This is a genomic window from Reyranella soli (assembly GCF_007992495.1).
GTDB classification, from domain to species: domain Bacteria; phylum Pseudomonadota; class Alphaproteobacteria; order Reyranellales; family Reyranellaceae; genus Reyranella; species Reyranella soli.
Genome location: NZ_BKAJ01000011.1, coordinates 25,109 through 49,454, shown reverse-complemented (window position 1 = coordinate 49,454; position 24,346 = coordinate 25,109). Strand labels below are relative to the sequence as shown.

The 24,346-nt window shown below is 66.5% G+C and carries 28 protein-coding genes; 14 read left to right on the top strand and 14 right to left on the bottom strand.

Annotation, left to right across the window (positions count from 1 at the left end):
• Positions 1-2: 2 nt before the first annotated feature.
• Both kynU and RSO01_RS03185 read left to right on the top strand, forming a co-directional pair.
• A complete protein-coding gene (gene kynU / locus RSO01_RS03190) occupies positions 3-1,238 on the top strand; it encodes a kynureninase (RefSeq protein WP_147146136.1) in 1,236 nt (411 codons plus the stop codon).
• The gene (locus RSO01_RS03185) at positions 1,235-2,149 is read left to right on the top strand and encodes a ribokinase (protein WP_147146134.1); all 915 of its coding nucleotides are present in this window, start codon (positions 1,235-1,237) and stop codon (positions 2,147-2,149) included. The genes kynU and RSO01_RS03185 overlap by 4 nt, the downstream gene beginning before the upstream one ends.
• Here RSO01_RS03185 and RSO01_RS48275 read toward each other — a convergent pair.
• Entirely contained in the window at positions 2,050-3,129 is a 1,080-nt protein-coding gene (locus RSO01_RS48275) for a tryptophan 7-halogenase (protein WP_147146132.1), read from the bottom strand. The genes RSO01_RS03185 and RSO01_RS48275 overlap by 100 nt on opposite strands.
• 267 nt (positions 3,130-3,396) lie before the next feature.
• Between RSO01_RS48275 and RSO01_RS03175 the strand changes: the two genes are divergently transcribed.
• The 7 genes from RSO01_RS03175 to RSO01_RS03145 all read left to right on the top strand — a co-directional run bounded on the left by RSO01_RS03175 (position 3,397) and on the right by RSO01_RS03145 (position 9,433).
• A complete protein-coding gene (locus tag RSO01_RS03175) occupies positions 3,397-4,098 on the top strand; it encodes an alanyl-tRNA editing protein (protein ID WP_147146130.1) in 702 nt (233 codons plus the stop codon).
• A gap of 73 nt (positions 4,099-4,171) precedes the next feature.
• Complete coding sequence (gene sseA, locus RSO01_RS03170) at positions 4,172-5,029, top strand: 3-mercaptopyruvate sulfurtransferase (RefSeq protein ID WP_147146128.1); 858 nt, start codon at positions 4,172-4,174, stop codon at positions 5,027-5,029.
• A 55-nt stretch (positions 5,030-5,084) separates the two neighbouring features.
• Complete coding sequence (locus RSO01_RS03165; RefSeq protein WP_147146126.1) at positions 5,085-5,378, top strand: hypothetical protein; 294 nt, start codon at positions 5,085-5,087, stop codon at positions 5,376-5,378.
• A 96-nt stretch (positions 5,379-5,474) separates the two neighbouring features.
• A complete protein-coding gene (locus tag RSO01_RS03160; RefSeq protein WP_147146124.1) occupies positions 5,475-6,068 on the top strand; it encodes a GNAT family N-acetyltransferase in 594 nt (197 codons plus the stop codon).
• A gap of 22 nt (positions 6,069-6,090) precedes the next feature.
• Positions 6,091-7,284 (top strand): cystathionine beta-lyase, encoded by a 1,194-nt coding sequence (metC, locus tag RSO01_RS03155; protein WP_147146122.1) that lies wholly within the window; start codon positions 6,091-6,093, stop codon positions 7,282-7,284.
• Between the two features lie 7 nt (positions 7,285-7,291).
• Positions 7,292-8,362, top strand: coding sequence for a glutathione S-transferase family protein (locus RSO01_RS03150; protein WP_147146119.1), 1,071 nt, complete (start codon positions 7,292-7,294; stop codon positions 8,360-8,362).
• A 378-nt stretch (positions 8,363-8,740) separates the two neighbouring features.
• On the top strand, positions 8,741-9,433 hold the full coding sequence (locus RSO01_RS03145; RefSeq protein WP_147146198.1) for a DUF4336 domain-containing protein: 693 nt from the start codon (positions 8,741-8,743) through the stop codon (positions 9,431-9,433).
• Here RSO01_RS03145 and RSO01_RS03140 read toward each other — a convergent pair.
• The 7 genes from RSO01_RS03140 to RSO01_RS03110 form a co-directional block, all read right to left on the bottom strand.
• On the bottom strand, positions 9,430-10,758 hold the full coding sequence (locus RSO01_RS03140) for an NAD(P)/FAD-dependent oxidoreductase (RefSeq protein WP_147146117.1): 1,329 nt from the start codon (positions 10,756-10,758) through the stop codon (positions 9,430-9,432). The two genes, RSO01_RS03145 and RSO01_RS03140, sit on opposite strands and share 4 nt — an antisense overlap.
• Before the next feature lie 9 nt (positions 10,759-10,767).
• Positions 10,768-11,562, bottom strand: coding sequence for an ABC transporter permease (locus tag RSO01_RS03135; protein ID WP_147146116.1), 795 nt, complete (start codon positions 11,560-11,562; stop codon positions 10,768-10,770).
• Between the two features lie 10 nt (positions 11,563-11,572).
• Positions 11,573-12,382: an ABC transporter permease gene (locus RSO01_RS03130; protein WP_147146114.1), complete on the bottom strand. Its 810-nt coding sequence runs from the start codon at positions 12,380-12,382 to the stop codon at positions 11,573-11,575.
• A 186-nt stretch (positions 12,383-12,568) separates the two neighbouring features.
• Positions 12,569-13,612, bottom strand: coding sequence for an ABC transporter ATP-binding protein (locus RSO01_RS03125; protein WP_218037222.1), 1,044 nt, complete (start codon positions 13,610-13,612; stop codon positions 12,569-12,571).
• A gap of 25 nt (positions 13,613-13,637) precedes the next feature.
• A complete protein-coding gene (locus tag RSO01_RS03120; protein WP_147146113.1) occupies positions 13,638-14,702 on the bottom strand; it encodes an ABC transporter substrate-binding protein in 1,065 nt (354 codons plus the stop codon).
• Positions 14,703-14,831: 129 nt separating this feature from the next.
• Entirely contained in the window at positions 14,832-15,215 is a 384-nt protein-coding gene (locus RSO01_RS03115; protein WP_246158003.1) for a DUF952 domain-containing protein, read from the bottom strand.
• Positions 15,216-15,362: 147 nt separating this feature from the next.
• Complete coding sequence (locus RSO01_RS03110) at positions 15,363-15,845, bottom strand: Fur family transcriptional regulator (RefSeq protein ID WP_246158001.1); 483 nt, start codon at positions 15,843-15,845, stop codon at positions 15,363-15,365.
• A 76-nt stretch (positions 15,846-15,921) separates the two neighbouring features.
• Between RSO01_RS03110 and hisI the strand changes: the two genes are divergently transcribed.
• From hisI to RSO01_RS03095, 3 genes are read left to right on the top strand one after another with little or no spacing between them, the layout of a single operon-like run.
• Positions 15,922-16,359, top strand: coding sequence for a phosphoribosyl-AMP cyclohydrolase (gene hisI / locus RSO01_RS03105; RefSeq protein WP_147146107.1), 438 nt, complete (start codon positions 15,922-15,924; stop codon positions 16,357-16,359).
• Complete coding sequence (locus RSO01_RS03100; protein ID WP_147146105.1) at positions 16,356-16,856, top strand: hypothetical protein; 501 nt, start codon at positions 16,356-16,358, stop codon at positions 16,854-16,856. The genes hisI and RSO01_RS03100 overlap by 4 nt, the downstream gene beginning before the upstream one ends.
• Before the next feature lie 15 nt (positions 16,857-16,871).
• On the top strand, positions 16,872-18,053 hold the full coding sequence (locus RSO01_RS03095) for an MFS transporter (RefSeq protein WP_147146104.1): 1,182 nt from the start codon (positions 16,872-16,874) through the stop codon (positions 18,051-18,053).
• Between the two features lie 67 nt (positions 18,054-18,120).
• On the opposite strand, the gene RSO01_RS03090 is transcribed toward RSO01_RS03095, so the two are convergent.
• Genes RSO01_RS03090 through RSO01_RS03075 form a run of 4 tightly spaced genes read right to left on the bottom strand, consistent with a single transcriptional unit; the run spans position 18,121 to position 21,473 of the window.
• A complete protein-coding gene (locus RSO01_RS03090; RefSeq protein ID WP_147146102.1) occupies positions 18,121-19,644 on the bottom strand; it encodes a M81 family metallopeptidase in 1,524 nt (507 codons plus the stop codon).
• Positions 19,645-19,679: 35 nt separating this feature from the next.
• The gene (locus tag RSO01_RS03085) at positions 19,680-20,567 is read right to left on the bottom strand and encodes an NAD(P)-dependent oxidoreductase (RefSeq protein WP_147146100.1); all 888 of its coding nucleotides are present in this window, start codon (positions 20,565-20,567) and stop codon (positions 19,680-19,682) included.
• 1 nt (position 20,568) lies between these two features.
• Entirely contained in the window at positions 20,569-20,898 is a 330-nt protein-coding gene (locus RSO01_RS03080) for a DHCW motif cupin fold protein (protein ID WP_147146098.1), read from the bottom strand.
• Positions 20,892-21,473 carry a TetR/AcrR family transcriptional regulator gene (locus RSO01_RS03075; protein WP_170302812.1) on the bottom strand — a complete coding sequence of 194 codons (582 nt, stop codon included), beginning with the start codon at positions 21,471-21,473 and terminating at the stop codon, positions 20,892-20,894. The genes RSO01_RS03080 and RSO01_RS03075 overlap by 7 nt, the downstream gene beginning before the upstream one ends.
• Before the next feature lie 75 nt (positions 21,474-21,548).
• Between RSO01_RS03075 and RSO01_RS03070 the strand changes: the two genes are divergently transcribed.
• Positions 21,549-22,217, top strand: a complete 669-nt coding sequence (locus tag RSO01_RS03070; RefSeq protein WP_147146094.1) for a DUF8737 domain-containing protein — start codon at positions 21,549-21,551, stop codon at positions 22,215-22,217.
• Positions 22,218-22,295: 78 nt separating this feature from the next.
• On the opposite strand, the gene RSO01_RS03065 is transcribed toward RSO01_RS03070, so the two are convergent.
• Positions 22,296-22,913: an HAD-IA family hydrolase gene (locus RSO01_RS03065; protein ID WP_147146092.1), complete on the bottom strand. Its 618-nt coding sequence runs from the start codon at positions 22,911-22,913 to the stop codon at positions 22,296-22,298.
• Between the two features lie 185 nt (positions 22,914-23,098).
• Here RSO01_RS03065 and RSO01_RS03060 point away from each other — a divergent pair, with 185 nt between their 5' ends.
• Positions 23,099-23,515: a GNAT family N-acetyltransferase gene (locus RSO01_RS03060; RefSeq protein ID WP_308933081.1), complete on the top strand. Its 417-nt coding sequence runs from the start codon at positions 23,099-23,101 to the stop codon at positions 23,513-23,515.
• A gap of 133 nt (positions 23,516-23,648) precedes the next feature.
• Here the strand turns inward: RSO01_RS03060 and RSO01_RS03055 are convergent, their stop codons facing one another.
• Positions 23,649-24,272, bottom strand: a complete 624-nt coding sequence (locus RSO01_RS03055; protein WP_170302811.1) for a TetR/AcrR family transcriptional regulator — start codon at positions 24,270-24,272, stop codon at positions 23,649-23,651.
• Positions 24,273-24,346: the final 74 nt, after the last annotated feature.

The window sequence follows — 24,346 nt, the reverse complement described above, 5'->3', positions numbered from 1 at the left end:
CGATGTCGGCTGTGGCGAGCAAGGCCGCCTCACTCGATCTCGCCGATCCGCTCAGCAGCAAACGCGACCTGTTCGAGCTGCCGGCCGGCATCATCTATCTCGACGGCAATTCACTGGGGCCGCCGCCCAAGGCCGCCTTCGCCGAACTCGAGCAGGCTGCTCGGCGCGAATGGGGCGAAGGCCTGATCAGGAGCTGGAACGAGGCCGGATGGTGGTCGCTCACCGACACCCTGGGCGATCGCGTCGGGCGTCTGATCGGTGCTCAGGCCGGCGAGACGGTGGTGACGGACACGACCTCCATCAACGTCTTCAAGGCGCTGCACGCCGCCCTCGCGCTGCGGCCGGAGCGCCGCGTCATCCTGGCCGAGCGTGACAGCTTCCCCACCGATCTCTACATCGCCGAAGGAGTGGCCGCGTCGCGCCCGGGCACCGAACTGCGCCTCGCAGCCGACGGCGCCGACCTCGGCACAATGGTCGACGAGCGAACGGCCGTCATGCTGATCAACCACGTCAGCTATCGCACCGGCGCGCTGCGCGACATGGCAGACCTGACGCGCCGCGCGCATCAGGCCGGCGCCCTCGTCGTCTGGGACCTCTGTCACAGTGCCGGCGTCGTACCGATCGAGCTCGACACTATCGGCGTCGATTTCGCCATCGGCTGTACCTACAAGTACCTGAATGGCGGACCCGGGGCGCCGGCCTTCATCTACGCCAACCGCCGTCACCATGACGGCCTCGTCCAACCGCTGTCGGGCTGGTGGGCGCACGCCGCTCCCTTCGCCATGGAGAGTGGCTACCGCCCGGCGGCCGGCATCCGCCGGCTGCTGTGCGGCACCCAGCCCATCCTGTCGCTGCGCGCCCTGAAGGCCGCCCTTGATGCGCTGGAAGGCGTCGATATCGCGGACATCCGCGCCAAGAGCCTCGCGCTGACCAGGTTCTTCATGGAGCTGGTCGATCCGCTCTGCCGCGAGTTCGGCGCCCGCATCATCACACCACGAGGCGATGGTCGTGGCAGCCAGGTGGCGATCGCCCACGAGCAGGCCTATCCCGTGATCCAGGCGCTGATCGCGCGCGGCATCATCGGCGACTTCCGCGCACCCGACATCATGCGGTTTGGCTTCGCGCCACTCTATCTCAGCTTCCGCGAGGTCGCGGACGCAGTCGACGCATTGCGCGACGTGCTGGCAAGCGGCGCATGGCGCGATTCGAAATTCTCCGCCAAGGCATTGGTCACATGAGCAGAGTCGTCGTCTGCGGCAGCCTGAACATGGACGTCGTCGTGCAGAGCGCGCGGCGGCCGGCGACCGGCGAGACCCTTCTGGGCGCCACGGTCTCGTTCCTGCCCGGCGGCAAGGGCCTCAACCAGGCGGTCGCCGCCGCCCGCCTCGGCGTTCCCACGGCGATGATCGGCGCCGTGGGCAACGACGCCTTCGCCAACAGCCTGCGCGGTTTCCTGGCCGACAGCGATATCGACAGCTCCGGCGTGCGCGAGATCGACGGGCCGGCGACCGGCGTTGCGATCATCCAGGTCGCCGCCAAGGACAACGCCATCACGGTCGCCTCGGGCGCCAATCTTCATTTCAGCCGGCGCATGGTGCGGCAGGAGCCGCAGGCGGACGAGGTCTGGGTCGCCCAGTTCGAGACGCCGCTCGCCGAGACCCAGGCGATCCTGCGGCGAGCGCGGACCGCCGGAGCGCGCACGGTGCTGAACCTCGCGCCCTTCCTCGCCTTCCCCGACAATCTGCTGAAGCAGGTCGACGTCGCCGTCCTGAACGAGATCGAGCTCGCACAGGCTACGCGCGCCGCTCTGCGCAGCACGAGCGCGCTGCGTCAGGTCGTGGCGGCCTGCCAGAAAGTCCGCGCCAAGGGCGCCCGCACCGTGGTCGCGACCTTGGGCGCGAGCGGCGCCGTGGTCGTCACGGCCGACGGCGCCGCCAGCGTGCCGGCATTCAAGGCCAAGGTCGTGGACACGACGGGTGCCGGCGACTGCTTCGTCGGCGCCCTCGCCGCCTGCATGGCCAAGGGCGCAACACCCGTCGACGCCGCCCGCTATGCCAGCGCGGCCGCGTCCTGTTCGGTCGAACGGCTGGGCGCCGCCCCGTCGATGCCGACGGCGCGGGAAGTCTCGGCGCGACTGGCGAGAGGCTGATCGACCAGCAGCCGGCGTGCGCTCCAGAACGCGGAATCGGCGAAGCGATGTTCCAAGCCGTAGATCTCCGCCCACTGCCGACGGTATTCGCTGGCCTCCTCGGCGATCAGCCTGCGATAGGCGCACCGATCGCCTCCCAACAGCACCTCGGCCGCGGCCGTCGCACTGCGCAAGGCGAAGTCGACGCCGCTTGACGGCAGCGGATCGACGGCAAGGGCTGCTTCGCCGACCGCGATCCAATCGTCGCCGACCGGCGGCTCGAGCTCATGGCTGGAGCTGATCATCATGCGGATCTTGCCGCACGGTGCGCCGCCGGCGAGGTCGCGGACGTCTTCGGTGCGGGCCAGCGCGTCGGTCCAGCCATTCACGGTCGCCAGCCGTGACCGAACAGCTTCGTGCGCGTCGGTGAACAGGGCGATGATGAGGCGTTGATCCGGCAAGGGGGATGCGTACCACCAGCCGTCCGGGGCCGCTTCGATGAAGATGTCGCCGAGCGGTTCGGAGCCGCTTTCGAAAACACGCGCCGCGCACACCAGCCCGTCCAGTTGCACGCGGTTGGCGCCGAGCGCCCTCGCGACCCGCGCCGTGCGTCCGGTCGCATCGACGACGGTCGTGGCCAGGGCTGCCTCGCCGGCCTCGACCTGCAGGCCATTGTGGGACCGACAGACCCTGGCGACCCGTGCGCCGCGCAGCACGCGCGCTCCCGCCTGCTCGGCTGCATCGACCAGCATGGCGTTGAAATGCCCCCGGTCGATGGGACACGGCGTCGTCTGGAGCGCCTGGAAGCGGTCATATAGGCCGAGCTTGCGAAGCACCGGGTCGACCGACGGCGGCAGGGTCTCGCCGAGCCGCAGCGCGTCGTTCCGTGGCTGCTCGTACAGCGCGACGTCGCGGCCGGCGCGGGCCAGCAGGAAAGCGGTGACTGCGCCCGCGGGCCCGCTGCCGATGACCGCGACGTCGACCCTGCCCGCCGCAGTCACGAATGTCCGTCCGGATGAATGCGTACCTCGGGGATTGCCACTGGAAATCTCCTTCCGGAATGGCAGCCGCAGGGGCGTGTCTGCCAGCCAACTATTGCACGCGTGGCCTGGGCAGAATGTGCGTTAGCCCACACTGCTACTCTGCAAATGCGCATACCATTTCGGGTGGTGCCACTGGCCGGCCACAAAGGCGCCGGCCGCCGCTCCGCGAAGGCGCCGCGAGATCAAGCCTTGAGCCCTGCCGGCCAAGGCCCTAAATCCCCTGTCATGGTCGAAGAACTCTTCCGTCAGGACGCTTATCTCAAGAACGCTGACGCCACGGTCACCGCCGTGGAGGAACGCGGCGTGCGGCTGGACCGCACCATCTTCTATCCGACCGGCGGCGGTCAGCCCGGCGACAGCGGCGTGCTGCGCTGGGACGGCGGCGAGGCCAAGATCGTCGACTCGGTCAAGGCCGACGGCGGCGACGTGCTGCATGTGCTCGCGCCCGACGCGCCGCGGCCGGCCGTCGGCGCCAAGGTGCAGGCAAGCCTCGACTGGGATCGCCGCTATCGCCACATGCGCATGCACACTGCGCTGCATGTCATGTCGGCGGTGATCAAGGGCAACGTCACAGGCGGCCAGGTCAATGCCGACAAGAGCCGGCTCGACTTCAACCTGGACGGCGACGTGCCGACCAAGGAATGGGTGACCGAGGAGATCAACAAGATCCTCGCCGTCGACCGCCCGGTGACGCCGCAGTGGGTGACCGACGAGGAGCTCACGTCGCGGCCCGAGCTGGTCAAGACCATGAGCGTGCGCCCGCCGATGGGCGCAGGTCGCGTGCGGCTGCTGGCGATCGAAGGCGTCGACCTGCAGGCGTGCGGCGGCACGCACGTGGCGCGCACCGCCGAGATCGGCCGCGTCGAATGCACCAAGATCGAGAACAAGGGGAAGATGAACCGGCGGTTCGTCATCTCGTTGCCGTAACGGGAGCGCGGGCCTCTGGCCCGCATCATGAGCGGGCCAGAGGCCCGCGCTCCACTGAAAGAGGAAACTGATAATGGAATACGCAAGACCTGACGCACTGGTCTCGACCGACTGGCTCGCCGCCCGCCTCGATGCGCCGGACATCCGTGTCGTCGACGGCTCGTTCTACCTGCCGGCGGCCAAGCGCGATCCCAAGACCGAGTACGTCAACCACCACATTCCGGGCGCGGTGTTCTTCGACATCGACGAGATCGCCGACACGTCGAGCCCGCTTCCCCACATGCTGCCCTCGCCGGAAAAATTCTCCTCGCGCGTGCGCAAGCTCGGGCTGGGCGACGGCAGCAAGATCGTCGTCTACGACACCACGCCGATGACGGGTGCCTGCCGCGTGTGGTGGATGTTCCGCACGATGGGCCACAAGGACGTCGCGGTGCTGGATGGCGGCTTGCCCAAATGGATGAGCGAAGGCCGGCCGGTCACCGACGATCCGACGCCGCCGCGCGACCGGCACTTCACCGCGCGGCTGAACAACACGCTGGTGCGTTCGGTCGACGACGTGTTCGGCCTGATCGACAGCAAGCGCGAGCAGATCGTCGATGCGCGCGCCGCCAACCGCTTCCGCGGCGAGGTCCCGGAGCCGCGCGCCGGCCTGCGTGTCGGCCACATGCCGGGCGCCTACAACCTCCCCTACAATGAGCTGCTTGATCCCAAGACGGGCACCATGCTGCCCGCCGACAAGCTCGCGGCCCGCATTGCCGCCTCGGGTATCGATCCGTCGAAGAAGGTTACGGCGAGCTGCGGCTCGGGCGTCACGGCCTGTGTCGTGGCTCTCGGCCTTTACTTGACCGGCGCGCCCGAAACGGCCGTCTATGATGGCTCGTGGACCGAATGGGGCGGCCGTGCCGACACCCCCATCGTCACGGGCGCCTGAAGGGTGTATCCTCGATGCGCCCACCACTTCCGGTGGGTATAGCAAAGAGGATTAGATGAAGCATTTGACTGTAGCCAGCCTCGTGGTGGCGGCGGCACTCGTGCCGGCGCATGCCGACGACGGGAGTCGCATGATCGACGAGATGCCGATCATGGACTTTTACATGCACATCGTGCCGCCCGATTGGAAGGCGCTCGTCGAGAATAGCGACGTGCCTTGCCAGATGCCGGCACATGCGCTGATCCGCGATCTCAGCCCGTTGCTGAGCAGCGTCGAGATCACCTGCGCCGACCACAAGACGTTCGTGGTGCGGCAGATACGTCGGTTTGAAATCGTGCCGCGTAACTGAAGCAGGCAAACATTCGTAAGGTACGTGGCGGCGAGAGCCGCCTTTTTTATTGCCCCGGCAGCATCTGCTGCACGATTTCCTGGTACACACAGGGCGATGCACGGATCGCCATTAGCCCCCGACCTCTTCGCCCACCAGCCGCCGCCACGCGCCGACGGGCGGCTGCCGATCACCATCACGCATCTGGAGATGGTGCGCGCCGACTGGACCGAGCGCGGCCGTGCACCCGACGTCGCCGTGCAGATCGAGCATGTCGTCGCGCCGACCGCTGCGTTCTATCGCGAGCTCTACGATCGCGTCGGCCGGCCCTGGCTGTGGTACGAGCGCCGCCTGCTGAGCGATACCGCCCTGCAGATGCTGCTCGACCAGCCGGATCACGAGTTGCATGTCGCCCGCCACGACGGCGACCTGGTCGGATACTTCGAACTGGGCGGCGACGAGCTCGTCTTCTTCGGCCTCACCCTGCCCTACATCGGCCGGCGCATAGGCCCGTGGCTGCTCGACCGCGCCATCGAGCGGATCTTCGCCCGCGGCGTCACCCGGATCGATCTCAACACCAACACGCTCGACCATCCCAAGGCGCTCGACACCTATCGCAAGGCAGGGTTTCGCCCGGTGCGCAGCGAAAGCAAGGAATTACGCGATCCGCGTGTACTGTGGCCGGAGGTCTATCGCTGGCCGCCGAAGTAAGGGCTGTGCCATAGTGAGGTTCATGACCTCTAAGAAAACTTATACCAGACCCGACACCGTTCTGGCCGTCGCCGGCCGCGATCCCGCCAACAACTTCGGCATCGTCAATCCGCCCGTCTATCACGCCTCGACGATCCTCTCCCCGACCATGGAGAAGTTCGAGAACCGCGTGCCGTTCGAGGGTTTCGGCTACGGCCGCAACGGCACGCCGACCCAGAAGGCGCTCGAGGACGCCGTCGCCGCCATCGAAGGCGCGCACCGCTCGATCGCCGTGCAGTCGGGCCTCGCCGCCGTCACCGGCGCGATCGTGGGCTTCCTGAAGACCGGCGACCACATGCTGCTGACCGACAACGCCTACGGTCCGGCGCGCCGCTTCGCCAACACCACGCTCAAGAATTTCGGCGTCGAGACGACATTCTTCGACCCGATGATCGGCAAGGACATCGAGAAGCTGATCCAGCCCAACACCAAGGTCGTTTATCTCGAGGCGCCGGGCTCGCAGACCTTCGAAGTCCAGGACGTCGACGCCATCGCCACCGTCGCCAAGAAGCACGGCGCCACGGTGATGATCGACAACACCTGGGCCACCCCGCTCTACTTCAAGCCGTTCGACCATGGCTGCGATCTGTCGATCCACGCCGGCACCAAGTACATCGTCGGCCACTCCGACGCGATGATGGGCATCATCGGCTGCGCCACGCGCCAGATGTTCGAGACCGCCAAGACGGCGTGCCAGAGCTTCGGCTTCCATGCCGCGCCCGACGATTGCTACCTGGCGCTGCGTGGCCTGCGCACCATGGCCGTGCGGCTGCGCCATCACGAGAAAAGCGGCGTCGAGATCGCCCACTGGCTGAAGGGCCGCCCCGAGGTCGACAAAGTGCTGCACCCCGCCCTGCCCGACTGCCCCGGCCACGACAACTGGAAGCGCCAGTTCAAGGGTTCGTCCGGCCTGTTCTCGTTCACCTTGCGCGACGGCTACAGCCGCAACGCGCTCGCCGCCATGCTCGACGGTATGGACATCTTCGGCATGGGCGCGAGCTGGGGCGGCTACGAGAGCCTGATGATCCCGGCCCATCCGGACAACTACCGCACCGCCGTGCCGTGGCCCAAGAACAAGCAAATCCTGCGCGTCCATATCGGCCTGGAAGACGTCGAGGATCTCAAGACCGACCTCGCCGAAGGCTTCGACCGGCTGAACCGGGCGCACAACGCCTGATCGCGGCATGAACGAGCCCCGCGACCGCTACCGGATCTTCGGCGGCCCGGGCTCGCCCTACTCCCACAAGATGCGGGCGGTGATGCGCTACCGGCGCATCCCGCATGACTGGGTGATCATGCTGGGCGGCTGGGATGGGACCGGCCAGACCGACAAGCTGCGGCGCTTCGGCAAGCAGATGCTGCCGATCGTGCAGTTCCCCGACGGCACGCCGTGGACCGATTCGACGCCGATTATCCATGAGCTGGAGAAGCGCCATCCGGACAGCCGCTCGGTGCTGCCACTGACGCCGGCGACGCGCTTCCTGGCGCGACTGATCGAGGACTTCGCCGACGAGTGGCTGCCCCTGCCCTTGCTCGCCTTCCGCTGGACGCCCGAGGAAGACATCGCCTTCTGCGCCCGCCGGCAGATGCACGGTTGGCTCGGCGCCGTCGGCGAGGACGAGCTTTCGGCCGGCATGGCGCGCTTCACCGAGCGCCAGCAGAAGCTGCGCACCATCGTCGGCGCCAGCAATCCCGCGGTCATGCCGATGTTCATCGACCACTACGCGGCGGTGCTCGACGTACTGGAAGCGGGCCTGTCACGACAGCTCTTCCTGTTCGGCGAGCGGCCGTCGATCGCCGACTTCGGCCTCTACGGCATGCTCTCGCAGTTCGTGATCGATCCCACGCCGTCGCGGATCCTGCGCGAGCGGGCCGTTCGGCTGTTCCAGTGGACGCAATACGTCGACGATCTGTCGGGCCACGAAGGCACCTGGTCGGTCGCCGCCGTCAACGAGACGGTGCGCGCCCTGGTCATGCTCGCCGGCCGCACGCTGCTGCCGATGATGGTCGGCGTAAGCGACGCCGTGGCCCGCAACCAGCAGCCCGCCAGCTACGAGGTCGAGGGCGTACGGATCACCGGCTTCGGCCGCCCGGAGGTCGCGCGCTGCTGGCTGTGGCTGAAGCAGATGTTCGCCGAGCTGCCGTACGGCGACCGCCAGATCCTGAGGCCGCTGCTCGAGGTATCGGGCTTCTGGACCGCGCTCGCCTTCGCGCCCGGCGAGGCCGAGCGCGTTCCCGCCTTCGGCATGACCTAGTTTGCGGCGTTCCCGGCATTTCCGACAGAGATCGTAGCGGTGCCTCGGGAGTCCACCCACTAGCGGTGGGGCTGGTCGGCGAATTCCGATAGTTTCGCTGGTGGTTTTCGCTCAGCTGGACAGGCCGGCCCGGTAGCTGCCGGGCGCGATGGTATCGGATGAACGATGCATAGAGCAGAGCCGCCAAGAGCGAGCACCTGCCCATTATAACCAAAGTGCTCCATAGAGTCACTTCAGTTCTATTTTTTGCGCTCCATAAGGGGCTAAACAGCGCAAAATTGTGCCAGCAGTGCTGGCAATCTCGTCGGCCCTGCGCAGCCTCGTCAAAAAAAACCAATGACGATCTACTCGTACCGCTACACGAAGGTTTTGACCGACATGCTGAAAGAATTTGGCTCCGAGATCTGGACCGCGGACGGAACCGACGTAGTGGCAGCGTTGGGATTTGACTACCCCACTCGCATGGCTGTCATAAGACTGGCCTGTGGCGACCTCTTCATCTGGTCGCCGATCGCGCTGACCGATGGACTTCGCGCAGAAGTGGATTCCCTCGGAAAGGTCCGCCATCTGGTCGCGCCCAATTCACTGCATCATGTGTTCATTGCAGATTGGAAGCGCGCCTACCCAAATGCGTATCTCCATGCCCCACCTGGCTTGCGGGAAAAGCGCAAGGACCTCGACTTTGATGGTGAACTCGCAAACGCGCCGATGCCGTATTGGGCCGGCGAGATCGATCAGGTCCTCATGCTGGGGAATCTCATCACCACCGAGGTCGTGTTTTTTCACGCCAAGAGCGGAACAGTGCTCTTTACCGATCTCCTGCAGCAGTTTCCAGCCAACCGGTTCACCGGCTGGCGATCGCTTGTCGCGAAGTGGGACCTAATGGTTGTCCCTGAACCATCAGTGCCCAGAAAGTTCCGTCTGGCATTCACCAACCGGAGCGCCGCGCGCGCCTCGATCAAGCACGTTCTTTCATGGCCCGCGGAAAAGGTGCTGATGGCTCACGGAACGCCGGTCCGCAAGGATGGCCGGGCATTCATAGCACACGCATTTCGTTGGTTGACCGGCTAGGCCGTCAACCGGTCCCACCAGTCGCGCGTACGGTACCAGGCGCCGACCATCGGCAGGAACCAGGGATTGCCGCTGTAGAACGGCATCGTCGGGAAATCCTGTCCGTCGAAGGCATTGACTGGCGCGTTCGAGCCGCCGGCGATCTTCCGTGCCGTCTGGTAGCCGAGGTAGGACATCATGGCGACGCCCGACCCATTGCAGGCCATGAGGTAGTGCATGCCCTGCTCCTGGCCCATGTGCGGCAGGAAGTCGAAGGCGAAGGCCACGTTGCCCGTCCAGGCGTGCGTGACCTTGGTTCCCTTGAGCTGCGGCCAGCGCTCCAGCATGTAGCGATGCAGCACCGGTGCGCTCACCTCGGGCGTGACCTGGGTAAAGCGTGCGCGGCCACCGAAGATCACCCGCTTGTCGTCGGGCGAACGTCGGTAGTAGCAGAGGACGCGCTTGGTATCGCTGACGACGCGGCCCTTCGGGATCAGGCTCTTGATCAGGTCCTCGGGCAGCTCTTCGGTCGCGATGATGTGGCTCGCGACCGGGACCAGCCGGCGCTTGAGCGTCGGCGTCACGTCGCCCGTGTAGCCGTTGGTCGCAATCACCACCTCGCGCGCCTCGATCGGCCCCTTGTTGGTGAGGACGGTAAATCCGCCGGTCCGACGTTCGATCTTCTCCGCGTCGCACTGCGCACACAGCCTGGCGCCAGCCTTGTGCGTCGCCTTCAGCAGCCCGCCGTAGTACAGCGCCGGATGAAGCTGCCCGGTGCGTTCCACGACCATGCCGCCGTAGTAGTAGTCCGACGCGATCTCCTCGCGCTGCTGCTCGCGCGGCACCATGTAGGTGCCCAGACCGGCATTGCTGTTGTAGGTGCCGACCTTGGCCGCCTGCTCGTTGTAATGCTTGGGCGTGAAGGCACCGCTGAAACGTCCGTTCATGCGCCAGTAGCACTCGATGCCCTCGCGCTGGATGACGGTCTCGACCTGGCTCAGCGAATCGGCGGCATCGCTCAGCATGCGCGACATCACCTTCTTCCATTCCTCGGGATCGCTGCGCACGCCCTTGCCGGAGAAGCCCTTGCCCAGCGTCGTGCCGCCGCTGACGCCGCCGCCGTTGCGTGTGCTGGCGCCGTCGCCGAAGGCGCCGCGCTCCAGCACCGTCACCTCGACGCCCGAACGCGCCAGCTCCAGCGCCGTCGACAGGCCACCGTAGCCCGCCCCGACCACCAGCACGTCAGTCTTGCGCGGCGGGTCCTGAGACAGCTCGGTGTTGGGATGCCACCATTCCCACCACCACGGCATCGACTTGAAGTCCTTGTGGAAGACGGAATCGGCCATGCTGTACTCCTAACGCGCGCTGTCCCGGAGGCCGCGGCCGAACCGGCCGATCAGCACCATGACGACCGTGACCAGCAGGATCTGGATCACCGACACCGACGCAATGGTCGGATCGATCTCCATCAGGATGTTGTCGAACATCTTCTTGGGCAACGTCATGTTGGCGCCGGCCAGGAACAGCGCCACGACGACTTCGTCGAATGAGGAGATGAAGGCGAGCAGGCCCGCCGACACCAGGCTCGGCCGCAGCAGCGGCAGGGTCACGCGGCTGAGCGTCCGCCAGCGGCTGGCGCCGAGGCCTTCGGCGGCCTGCTCGAGCGAGCGGTCGAAGTCACGCAGGCCCGCCGTCATCACCAGGACGACGAACGGCAGCGCCAGCACGGTGTGGGCCAGCACCAAGCCGTACCACGCCCCGATCAGCTTGAGCTTGGCGAACACGCCATAAACCGCGACCGACAGGATGATGGTCGGCACGATGATGGGCGCCAGCGCAAGGCGATCGACCAGAACACGGCCGAAGTACCGGCCGCGCACCAGGCTGAAGGCGAGCGGCACCCCCAGCAGCAGGGCCAGGACGGCCGTGGCGCCGCCGATGTAGAGCGAACGCCAGGTGGCATCGATCCATTGCGGGTCGTCGAGGTAGCGCTCGTACCACTGCCACGACAGGCCGGGCGGCGGGAACTGCAGATACGGCGCCGAGCTCAGCGAGATCGGGAACACCACCAGGATCGGCAGCATCAGGAAGAGGTAGATCAGCGCCCCGGCGACGATCAGCAGGCGGCGGCTGAGCGGCTTGCCCTTCATACCCCGCCCCTCATGTCCTGGCTTCCGGCTGGGTGAAGCGCTGCGCAAGCGCATAGACAGCGAAGGTCGCCACGAGCAGGACGGCCGACAGGGCGGCGGCGAACGGCCAGTTCAGCGCCTCACGCACCTGCTGCTCGATCAGCACGGCGATCATGATGACCCGGCCGCCACCCAGCAGCGCCGGCGTGATGAAAAAGCCCAGCGACAGCACGAAGACCAGCACGCAGCCGGCGAAGATGCCGTTCAGCGTGAGCGGAATGTAGATGCGCCAGAAGATGCGCCAGTTCGAGGCGCCCAGCCCTGCCGCCGCCGCGACCACCGCCGGATCGACCCGCCGCACCGCGCCGTAGATCGGCAGGACCATGTAGGGCAGCAGGACATGGACCATGCCGATCAGCACGCCGGTGAAGTTGTGCAGCATCGGGATGGGATCGCTGGTGATGCCGGCATCCATCAGCAGGCGATTGAACACGCCGTTGCGGCCGAGCAACACCATCCAGGCGTAGGTGCGCACCAGCACCGACGTCCAGAGCGGCAGCAGCACGAAGATGAAGCCCATCGTCGCCCAGCCCGGCGTCGTCGTGGCGATCAGGAAGCCCAGGGGATAGCCCAGCAACAGACAAAGCAGCGAGACCAGCAGGGCGATCTCGAAGGTGTTCCACATCACTCGCAAATACAGGCCCTCGCCCAGCGCCTTTGCATACCACTCGAGCGTGCCCCCCTCGAGGCTGAAGCCCAGCATGCGCACGACCGGGAAGAGGAAGAACACGAACAGCAGGATCAGCGCCGGTAGCGCCGGCCAGGCGGCACGGCCGGTCATCGGACTGCGGGCCCCTGCCTTCGCCGAAGCGAAGCCGCTTCGGCTTCGCGCAGGCAGGTCCAGGCCCGCTCATGTCTTCGTCTTCCGGACCGCGCGCGTCCTCGCGCGCTCATGAGGCGCGCGAGGAAGGTCGCGTCAGACGCGACCCAGCGCGCGGTCCGGAAGAGCATGAGCGGATCCGCATGATCAGAACACATGGATGGCGTCCGGCTCGATGCCGACCTCGATGCGCGCGCCGGTTCCCGGCAGCGAACCCTTCGCCGGCTGGCGGATGAGCAGTTCCATGCCGCCTTCGCAGGCGAGACGCAGCTTGAAGGACGTGCCGAGATAGACCGCCTCCAGCACCTCTCCGACGAACGCGTTGGCGCCGCCGGGCGAGAAGCGTTCCGGCCGCATCAGCACGCCGACCTTGCGGCCGGCCGGCAGGCTACTGGCGACTTTGAGTGTGCGGCCGTTGTCCAGCGCGACCGTGCCCGGCGCGCTCACCGTGCCGTGGAAGATGTTGCTCTCGCCCACGAAGTCGGCGACGAAATCGTTGGCCGGCCGTTCATAGATCTCGGTCGTCGTTGCGACCTGCTGGATCGTACCGTGGTTCATCACGGCGATGCGGTCCGACAGGACCAGCGCCTCTTCCTGGTCGTGGGCGATGAAGATCGTGGTCAGGCCGAGCTTGCGCTGCAGGCGCCGGACCTCGAGCTGCATGGTCTCACGCAGCTTGCGGTCGAGTGCACCGAACGGCTCGTCGAGCAGGAGAAGGCGCGGATTGAAGACGATGGCACGGGCCAGCGCGACGCGCTGCTGCTGGCCGCCGGAGAGCTGGCGCGGCAGGCGCCGTTCGTAGCCCTTGAGCTCGACCATCGCGATGGCCTCGGCAACGCGCCGGTCGATTTCCGCCCGAGCCACGTTGCGCATCTCGAGCGGGAACGAAACGTTGCCCTGCACCGTCAGATGAGGGAACAGCGCATAGTTCTGAAACACCATGCCGATGTCGCGCTTGGCCGGCGGCAGGGCGGTGATCTCCTCCCCGCCCACCGTCACCGTTCCACCGTCAGGCGTCTCGAAGCCGGCGACGACCTTCAGCAGCGTGGTCTTGCCTGAGCCGCTGGGGCCCAGGATGGTCAGAAGCTCACCTTGCGCCACCTGCAGCGAGACACCGTTCAGCGCCATGACCTCGCCGAAGCGCTTGCCGACCCCCTCGATCAGGAGGTCGGCCGATCCCCTGTTGCTCACTACCTGCTGCTCACCAGGGGGCCGCTCACGCTTTCTTCAGCATCCAGGCGTTCCACAGCTCGGCCGCCTTGGTGCCGTGCTCGGCATACCATTCGTCACTGATCCAGAACTGCTTTTCGAGATATGCCGTCGGCAGATAGGGCTTCACCTTGGCGTCGACGAAGTTCAGCGATTCGAGGTTGAGGCCGGGATAACCGAGCTCGGAGGCGTAGACCGCCTGCTGTTGCGGGATCGCGAGCTCGGCCAGCATCTTGTTGGCCCAGTACGGGTTCTTCGCGCCGCGCGGAATGGCGAAGCTGCCCTGCTTCAGAGCGCCCTCATTCCACTCGATCTCGACCGGCGCGCCCTTCTTGATGATGTCGTAGAAGCGGCCGTTCCAGCCCGTCGCCAGCACGACCTCCTTGTCGAGCAGGAGCTGCGCCGGCTGCTGACCGGTCGACCACCAGGCGGTGACGTGCGGCTTGATCTGGTCGAGCTTCTTGAAGGCACGGTCGAAATCGATCGGATAGACCTTGTCCTTCGGCACACCGTCGGCGATCAGCGCGAACTCGAGATTGTCGGTCGGATGGTTGCGCATCGAGCGCGCGCCGGGGAACTTCTTGACGTCCCACCAGTCGGCCCAGCTCTTGGGCTGGCTGCCGTTCTTGAAGACATCGGTGCGGTAGCCGATGATCGTGGTGTAGACCGACGAGGCGAAGACATAGGGGTTCTGCGCCGTCTCCGGGTACTTCGAACGATCGACGACCTTCGGATCGACCTTGTCGAGCAGGTTGGCCTTGCCGGCGCGGATGGCGTCCTGACCGCCGATCTCGGTCAGGTCCCATTCGACATTCCCCGAGTCGACCATGGCGCGCAGCTTGCCGAAGTCGACCGGGCTCGTCTCGACGACCCGGATGCCGTACTTCTTCTCGAAGCCGTTGAAGAAGGCCTTGCGCATGGCACTGCCCATCGACCCGCCGGAATGATTGACCACGATCTGGGCCGGCTTGGGCGGCTCGGCCTGGGCGAAAGCCCGGCCCGACACGCCAACGGCGGCGGCGCCTCCGAGCAATGAGACGACGTGACGACGACGCAAACGGCTGATCTCCATGACAGGCTCCCTTTATTATTTGGCTGCGTGCAGCCTTTGACCCCCACGCGACTCTAGGAGTCGCGCTGGCACGTCGCAACATGCATACCGATGGTCGCTGGGTCGCCCGTCCGTCGGCCGGAATTGCCGTCAGGTCACATCATCCGGGAAGATGTGATTACCGTCTCTACCAAGAGGCAGCCGTCGCACCGACAGGACCGCCGCCAATGGCAGCGGTCCATAGAGGTGCGGAAACAGATCGCCGTCGCGCGAAGGCTCATACTTCAGCGCGTCTCCAAGGCGCGCGCCGTCAGCCGCCACAAGGACGAGATTGTCCTGACCTGCAAAGTACAGCTGGGCCGTCCGCCTCGCCTGCGCTCCCGTGGACAGATCGATGAAGCCATCGTTCAGGTCTATCCCGGCGCCGGCGAAAACGCCGTTGTCTTCGGCTGCCTGCCACAGATCGGCGGCGATGATTTTGTAAACTGTCGTCATGTCATGGTCTTCCGGACCGCCAGCCTCCTGTTCTGTCATCCCGAGCATAGCGAGGGACCTTTAAGCCGCAGGAAAGATCCCTCGCTACGCTCGGGATGACAGAGGTCCGAGCCGGACCTGCCTGCGCGAAGCCGAAGCGGCTTCGCTTCGGCGAAGGCAGGGGCTCGCGGTCCGGACGACCATGAGCTAAGCCTTGCGGCAGTCGGCGCAGGTGCCCATGACTTCCAGGGTCATGTCGCGCGCGGCGAAGCCGCGGCGGTTGGCGCTGGCCGAGATCGACTCGGCAAGCCCGTCGCTGTGCAGTTCCTCGGCATTGCCGCAGTCGCCGCAAATCAGGAAGAAGCCGCGATGCGCCTCGCCGGGATGGCTGCAGCCGACGAAGGCGTTCATGCGCTCGATGCGATGGATCAGGCCGTTGTCGATCAGGAAATCGAGCGCGCGATAGACCGTGGGCGGGGCTGAGCCCAGCTCCTCGTTGCGTAGCTCGTCGAGCAGGGCATAGGCACCGACCGGCTTGTGGCTCGACCAGACGAGCTCGAGCACGCGGCGGCGCAAGGGCGTGAAGCGCAGGTCCTTTTCGGAACACAGCTTCTCGGCCGCCGCCAGGGCGTCCTCGATGCAATGCTTGTGGTCGTGGCCGTGCGCCGAGGCTTTGGCGGTCTTCTTCACGCGGTTCCCGATTTGCCAAGCTGGTGTCGGGCGATTATACGCCCCGTTCCGTTCGCAGGCCAAGGCTCGCTCCCCCATGCCCAGCACCGCCAACGTTGTTCCGACGACATATCCACCGGCCGCCATCGATCAGGCGATCGCCGCGATCCAGTTCGACGCCCAGGGCCTGGTACCGGCCATCGCCCAGCAGCACGATTCGGGCGAGATACTGATGATGGCCTGGATGGATCGCGACGCCGTCGCCGAGACAATGCGCACTGGCCGTGTCTGCTACTGGTCGCGCTCGCGCAAGGCGCCGTGGCGCAAGGGCGACACGTCGGGCCACATCCAGACCCTGGTCGATCTCCGCATCGACTGCGACGGAGACACGCTGCTGGTCCTGGTCGACCAGACGGGCGTCGCCTGCCATACCGGGCGTCACAACTGCTTCTTCCGCGCCATCCGAGACGGCGCGCTCGAGACCATCGCTCCGGTGATGGTGGACATGGATAAACTCGGGAAGGACCAAGGTTGAATCAGAACAAGAACGTCTCCGCGCGGCGCTCCCTCCTCCTCGCCGCTCTCACCCTGCCCGCCGGTGCCTGCACGACCTCGGGCCTGTTCGGACAAAACCAAAGCCAGCCCCGCTACACGCTCTCGCCGCGCGGCGACCGGCTGGTGCTGTGGATCCAGAAGAGCGGCAAGGACAACATGCTGGCGCCCGAGGCGCTGGCGCTGATGGGTATCACCAACGAGGGCCGCGACATCCCGGTGCGCCAGATCGCGCAGCAGGACGGCAGTGACCGCTTCGTGGTCAGCCTCACCAACATCCGCAAGATCCACGACCTGGTCTTCATGCGCCGCCAGGGCGACGTGCTGCTGCTGCATCTCAGCGATACCAAGTTCACACGGCTTGCAAGCGTGCGCTATCCGCGCGACGGCAAGCCGTCGGTGATCACCGATACGACCTTCGCCGAAAACGATTTCCAGCAGCAGATCGCTTTTTGGTTCAGGGCAATGCCGGGACGGTAGTATTGTGACGGTGAGATGACAGTCACCGTCGCCCCTTCCGTTACTCCCCGTCGGACGCTGACAGTTTGCGGTGGGGCGCATGCGCTGCATGACGGCTTCACCGATCTTCTGAACGTGCTCTATCCTCTGCTGCAGGCCCAATTCGGCTTGAGCTATGCCGCCGTCGGCGCGCTGAAGACCGTCTATTCCGGCGGCATGGCGATCGGCCAGATCCCGTCGGGCAGGCTCGCCGTCCGCTTCGGTGGCGTGCGGGTGCTGGCAATCGGCACGGTGATGGTGGCGGTGGGCTACGGCCTCGCGGGCCTGACCGGCTCGTTGTACGGCGTCATTGCAGGCCTGCTGCTGGCGGGGCTGGGCGGCAGCACGCAGCATCCGATCGGCTCGAGCCTGGTGTCGGCGGCCTTCTCTGGCCTGCGCTCGCGCACGGCGCTCGGCACCTACAATTTCACGGGCGATGTCGGCAAGGTGCTGCTGCCGGCCTTCTTCGCCCTGATCGTCGCGTCGATCGGCTGGCAGCAGGGGCTGATCGTCATCGCCGCGATCGCCGTCGTGGGGGCTGGCGTCATCCTCGGCTCGCTGAAGCCGGTGCCGCTGCACAACAAGGGCGACGAGGCCAAGGCGGCGGACGCCGGACAGGACCGGCCGTGGGCCTATTGGCTCCTGTTCGCCATCCACATCGCCGACGACCTGGTCCGCACCGGCTTCCTGATCTTCTTGCCCTTCCTGTTGCGCAACAAAGGCGCCGACATCCCGACGATCGGCCTCGGCCTGTCGCTGCTGTTTGCCGGCGGCGCGGCCGGCAAGCTGGTCATGGGCTGGGTCGGTGAGAAGCTCGGCGTCGTGCCTTCGGTGATCCTGACCGAGGTGGCGACGACGGTATTGATCCTTCTGCTGCTGCCGCTGCCGTTGCCGTTCGCGCTGGTGCTGCTGCCGGCGGTCGGCCTGATGCTGAACGGCACGTCGTCGGTGCTCTACGGCACGGTGCCGGAGTTCGTCAGCCCCGAGAAGCGCACGCACGCGTTCGCGATCTTCTATACCGGCGGCTCGGTGGCCGGCGCGACCGGGCCGCTGATCTCGGGTTTCGTCGGTGACGCCGTGGGCCTGCCGATCGCACTCAGCATCGTGGCCTGCATCGCGCTCACCACGGTGCCGATGGTGTGGGCTCTGAGGCCGGCGTTCCGACAACCGTCATCCTGAGCGTAGCGAAGGATCTCATGCCGGTTGCAAGCGGCGATGAGGTCCTTCGCTTACGCTCAGGACGACATCATCCGTTCCACACCGGTCCCATCGGCTTCAGCTTGATGCCCTTGCGCAGGTGCTTGTAGGGCATTTCCATCGGGTCGGTGATGTGCGCACCCGGCGACTGCACCACCAGGATGGTCTCGGCGATGGGCTGGAAGTCGGCGCGGAAGTGCACCGTCGATTTCAGGCCGAGGATCGGCACCTTCGCAGGCTCGACGCCGACATGGCGGAACATCTCCTGGTCGGCGGCCTGGATGCGCTTGCTTGCGAGGACAGCCGACACGCCGCTCGCCTCGTCGGTGACCAGCGCCATTGGCCCGATCTGGAACTTGGCGCCGCCGTAGAACGGCCCGGTGCCCATGAACTTGCCGTCGCCCACCTTGACGACGCGCCAGTCGGCCACGACCGGCTTCTCGCCGGCATAGCCCACGACAGCGCCGATGCCGCGATGCATGATCTTGCCCTCGCCCGTGGCGACGGCCTCTTTCGCGGCTTCCTCGTCGACGATCATGCCGATCACCGCGCCCTTGGCCTTGTGCCGCATCAAGGCGGCCAGCAGGCCGACGGTGTCCGAGGTGCCGCCGGCGCCGGGATTGTCCTGCACGTCAGCCAGCACGATCGGCTTCTTCGCATTCCTGGAAAGCTCGATGGCGCGTAGCGCTGCGGCGTCGGGGTCCAGAAGCTCGCCAGCGAAAGCCCGCTCCTGCGCCTTCACCGTCTGGGCAAGCTTGTCGGCCGCCGCTTCGACGGCTTCCTTGTCGTGGCCGTAGACCACCAGCGCCGGGCCACATTGGGCGATGTCGGCCGGCGGGAAGCCTGGTGTGTGGGTGACGCTGACGATGCCCTGGTTGTGGCTCTTCTCGCCGGCCTCGAGCTCGCCCACCAGATCGAAGATGCTCTTGGCCGGCTCGATGAAGGTGCACTGCCAGACCAGCGGGATGAGGAAATCGAGTTGGCGGTAGGCGCGGTAGACGGGCCGCTTCTCCTTGAGCAGGCGGTCTAGAAGCTCGGCGGCGCGCTTGCCGGTCGCAGCCATGTCGATGTGCGGGTAGGTGCGGTAGCCGACCAGGGCGGTGGCCAGGCTCGCCATCTCGGGCGTGAGGTTGGCGTGATAGTCGAGGCTCGCCACGATCGGCATCGCGCCGCCGACGATGGTGCGAATGCGCTTCAAGAGCTCGCCTTCGCCGTCCTCGGTGTTCTCCGCCACCATGGCGCCGTGCAGGTCGAGGTAGATGGCGTCGAACGGCCCGAGCTTGCCGATGTCCTCGTCGAACAGCGCCCACATCTTCTCGTAGGCATCCGCGGTGACGTAGGAGGCGGGCGCCGCCGCCGCCCAGGCAAGCGGCACGACCTCATGGCCGAGCTCGGCCAGTCGCTTCACGGCGCCGGAAATGGGGATGTTGAAGCCTTCGACGCCCGCGATCATCTCCGGGCCGCGCAGCAGCGGCGGCCAGGCGTCGGCGCGCACGAATTCTTCCCAGGTCGCCTGCTGCGGCGCGAAGGTATTGGTCTCGTGCTGGAATCCACCCACAGCGATTCGCGCCATGAACTCGTTCTCCCGTTTTGTCGTGTTGTGGACCGCTACTTCTTCGCCGTCGCGTCCTCGACCGCCTTCAGGATGACCGGCCAGTATTCCTTGCCGTGGCCGAGCTCGGCGGCGCGTTCCATCAGCTCGCGGACGACGTCGGCGCCTAGCGCCGGCACGCCGCGCTCCTCGGCCATCTGGATGGCGTAGGACAGGTCCTTCAGCGCGTACTCCACCGAGAAGGCGCGTTCGGGGAAGACGCCCGGCAGCATCGCCTTCATGCCGTGGTTGCGCAGGGCGAAGGAATCGGCTGAGCCCTTGGTCAAAGTATCGAACAGCACCGTGCCGTCGACGCCGTGGGCGCGCGCGATGGCCAGCGCCTCGGCGAGCGCCACGCCGGTCTGGAACAGGATCATGTTGTTCAGGATCTTGACCGCCTGCCCGCTGCCTGCCTCGCCGCAGTAGGTCACCTCGCTCGCCATGCAGCGCAGCAACGGCTCGATGCGGGTGAAGCACTCCCTGGTGCCGCCGACCATGATCGACAGCGTGCCGTCGATCGCCGCCTGGCGCGTGCGCGCCACCGGCGCATCGGCGAAAGCCGAGGCGCAGCCCTCGAACTCGGCATAGAGCCGGCGCGCCAGGCTTGTCGGCGAGGTGCTGAGATCGATCACCGTCCAGCCGAGCTTGGCCTTGGAGACCAGGCCACCCTCGCCCAGGCAGACCTGCTCGACTTCCTTGCCGCCCGGCAGGGAGAGCATGATGATCCGGCATTCGGTGGCGATCTCGTCGATCGAGGCGCTTTTGACGCCGTCGGCGGCCAGGCGCTTCAGAGGCGCCTCATCGCGGTCGGCGGCCAGGACTGCCAGCCCGCTCTTGCGGGCGAGATTTCTGCACATCGGCTCGCCCATGGTGCCGACGCCTATAAATCCGATCTTGTCTGCCATGTCAGTCCACGATGAAGAGTTTGGCGCCGTGTTCGGTGCTCGAACGATGGGCGAGGTCGCCGTCGGCGACCTGGTAGCTCTGGCCCTTCTTCAGGACCACGGTGCGGCCGTCGGCCAGCTCGGTGTGCAATTCGCCGTCCAGCACCAGCAGTACATGGCCCTTCTGGCACCAGTGATCGGCGAGATAGCCCGGGGTGTATTCCACCATGCGTACCCGAATGTTGTTGAAAGTGCGCGTGCGCCAGTAGGCCTTGCCGGTCTCGCCGGCATGCTCGGTGCGCTCCACGCCTTCCCAGTCGGTCGTTCCAAACGGTATGTCGAACATCAGCATGGCCGGGCTTTTAGCATAGTTTGCGCCTGCCGGTAGGCGGCTTGCCGCAGCTCCTGCGCCAGGGCGGGATCGGTCACGCCGCGCGCCGCGGCCAGCCCGCCGATGCAGAGGGCCGCCAGCGCCAGGGCGCGCTCGCGCGCGGCCGGCCCCGGCAGATCGGCCTGGAACAGAGCGAGCAGCTTCTGCAGCACATCCTGGTAGGCTGCCTTCACGCCGTCGCCGCTGCGCGCGGCGTCAGACGGCAACGCGATCAGCGGGCAGCAGCTCTCGCGATCGTCGAAATGGTCGAGCGAGAAATAGGCGTCGACGATCCGCTCTGCGCGCCGCTTGTGCGCATTGCGCCGAGGCCGCCGCCACAGCTTGGGCGCCTCCTCGCACAGGAACCAGCGCACGGCCTCGGCGTAGAGCTCATCCTTGTCCTTGAAATGCCGATAGAAGCCGCCGTGCGTCAGGCCCGCATTCTCCATGATCTCGCCGATCGAGACGGCGTCGAAGCCCTTGGTGTTGAACAGGCGGCGCGCGCTTTCGAGGATGCGTTGGCGCGTCTGCAGCTTGTGCGTTGCCGTATAGGGCATGGCGCCCTCCATAAGATGATGTTGAACATCTTTAGCGGGACACGACCCTTCGGCAACCCGACCGGAGGACTTCGCATGCTCGACTTCCTGGGAACGATCGCCACCGTTGCGCTGACCATCTTCATCATCAGCACCCTGCTCGCTTTCCTCGACGTATCGCGCCAGACCAAGCTCGTCATGGCGGCGCTGCTCGGACTCTGGGTCGGCATCGCCACGGCTGCCAGCGCCGCAGGTTGGGCCGCGATTGCCAGGCCTTTCCCCGTCATGGGGCTCTTCGTGGCGGCACCGCTCACCGCTGCCGTCATCGCCACGGCGTGGCCGAGGGCGCGCGCCGCATTGCTCGGCCTGCCGCTGCCGCTCTTGGTCGGCATGAATGTCGGGCGCGTCTTCGCCGTGCTGTTCCTGCTGGTGGCGGCCGAGGGCCGGATGTCCGGCCCGTTCCCTCACTCGGCCGGCTGGGGCGACATCATCAGCGGCGTTTTAGCGCTGCCGCTGATCTGGCTCGCCCGCGAGCCGGCGAGGAACAAGGCCGTGCTGCATCTCTGGAACGCCTTTGGCATGCTCGACCTAGTGGCGGCGATCGTGCTCGGCGTCATGTCGGCGCCGGGCTCGCTGCTGCAGGTCTTCCCCGATCCGGGCTCCGAGGCGATGACGCACCTGCCGCTGTCCTTCGTGCCCACGGTGCTGGTGCCGATGTGGATGGTCATGCACGCGATCATCTGGGCGAAGTTGAGACGGACCTAACTGTCACCCCGAGCGAAGCGAGGGGCCTTTCAGGCAACAGCAAAGGTCCCTCGCTACGCTCGGGATGACAGCGATTATTTAACCCCACTTCTCCAGCGCCTGCTTGAGGCTCTCCGGTCCGCGATAGAGCATTGCGCGCCAGCCGCAGGCGCGGGCGCCGTCAACGTTGGCGGCGACATCGTCGACGAACAGGATCGATTGCGCCACCGTCACGCCCATGCGCGCCTGGGCGTTGGTGAAGAACACGCGGTCGGGTTTGCAGACACCAAGCGCCGCCGAATAGATGATCTCGTCGAAGTGCGGCCCCAGGCCCGCCTGGTCGCGCAGATAGGCGATGCGATGATGCTCCTGGTTGGAAGCAGTGAAGCAGCGGCCGCCGGTGCGCTGCCGCCAGGCGTCGGCCATGGCCAGGACCTCGCGGTCGATCACAGCGTCCTTGGCGAACCAGTAGGCCATGAACTCCTCCAGCCGATCGGCCATGCCCTTGGTTTCCAGCCACTCGTGCAGGGCGACATGGAGATCGATCCGGCCGCGCAGCACCTCCATGAAGTCGCGGCGGAAGAAATCGCGCGCCATCTCTTCGTGATCGAAGCCCCAGTCATCCTGCAGGGTGGCGTACCAGGGCGACGGCGAGCCCGGCTGGGCGAGCGAGACGACGCCGTCGATATCGAGAACGAGGACGGGGCTGGAACTCATGGGCCGGCATGCTACAGTAGCCGGCCATTGCCGAGGATAGTCCGTCGCAGCTCCTTGTCCCGTCCCTGGCGCAGCTCGACGCCTACACCGACGCCCTGAAGCGCGACTGGTCGCCGGACAATATCCGGCTGGGAGCGGCCGCGGCGGAGGAACTGGCAAGGATCGACGCCGACACCGCTGGCTTCGTGGCCTCGCTCGACGACCGCGACGCCAAGGCCGGGCCCATCACCCTGCCCGACGGCTCACGGGTGCCGCGCCTGCCCGGCTATCGCCGCTGGATATGGGACGACGGCTTCTGCGGCTCGATCGGCATTCGCTGGCAGCCCGGCACGGAAGCGCTGCCGCCGCACTGCCTCGGCCATATCGGCTACGCCGTGGTGCCATGGAAGCGCGGCCGCGGCTACGCCACGCGGGCGCTGGCGCTGCTGCTGCCGGAAGCACGCAAGGAGGGGCTGAAGTACGTCGAGCTCACCACCGATCTCGATAACGTGCCGTCGCAGAAGGTCATCACCAACAACGGCGGTGTGTTCGTGAAGCGGTTTCACAAAGACCCGGCCTATGGCGATGTCGAGGCGCTGCTGTGGCGCATCGACGTCGCCTAGTACCGATTATCGCTGAAGGTAAGTCGCAGCTGTCACCCCGAGCGAAGCGAGGGGCCTTTGAGGCCCCAGGAAAGGTCCCTCGCTGCGCTCGGGATGACAGTGGGCGCGTTTCAGGCGCTTGTGATTACAAGGCCTAGGGCTCACCGCCGGCGCGGACGACCGCCTCGACCATTGCCGATAGCGCCGCCAGGCCACGCGCCTTGAGCGCGCGCGACGAATCCTTCTCGCCGAGCTGGCCTTCCAGGACCAGGGTGATGAAGCCGTGCACGGAAGCCCAGGCGAAGTCGACCATGCGCTCCTTCACTTCGCCGGAGGCCTGGGGGATGACGGCTTCGACCGCCTCGCGGTGCAGGTGATAGGCCGACTTGGCGGCCTCGGCGAGCTCGGGCGTCTCGAAGCGGTTGGCCTCGCGGCTGAACATGAGCTGGAACAGCACCGGATTGGCAGCGGCGAAGGCCATGTAGCCCACGCCCTGGCCGACCAGCCGGGCGGCCGCGTCATTGCCCGACCGCCGCGCCTCGGCCGACATCGCCGCGGTGAGCTCGTGGTAGCCGCGGGTCGCGATCTCGGCCAGCAGGTCGTCGATCGAGGCGAAGTGGTGGGCCGGGGCAGCGTGGGAAACCGCTGCTCGCCGGGCGCACTCCCGCAGGGTGAAGCCACGCAAGCCCCGTTCTTCCATCAGCTTGCGGCCGGCCGAGACCAACGCCTCGCGCAACTCGCCGTGGTGATAGGGTTTTGCCGTCTTCGCCCGCGCCATGAGCCATCCCCTCATGCGTCATGCGGGGTGTCAAGCGACCAAGCCGAGACTTTCGCGACTTGTCATTGTAAAGA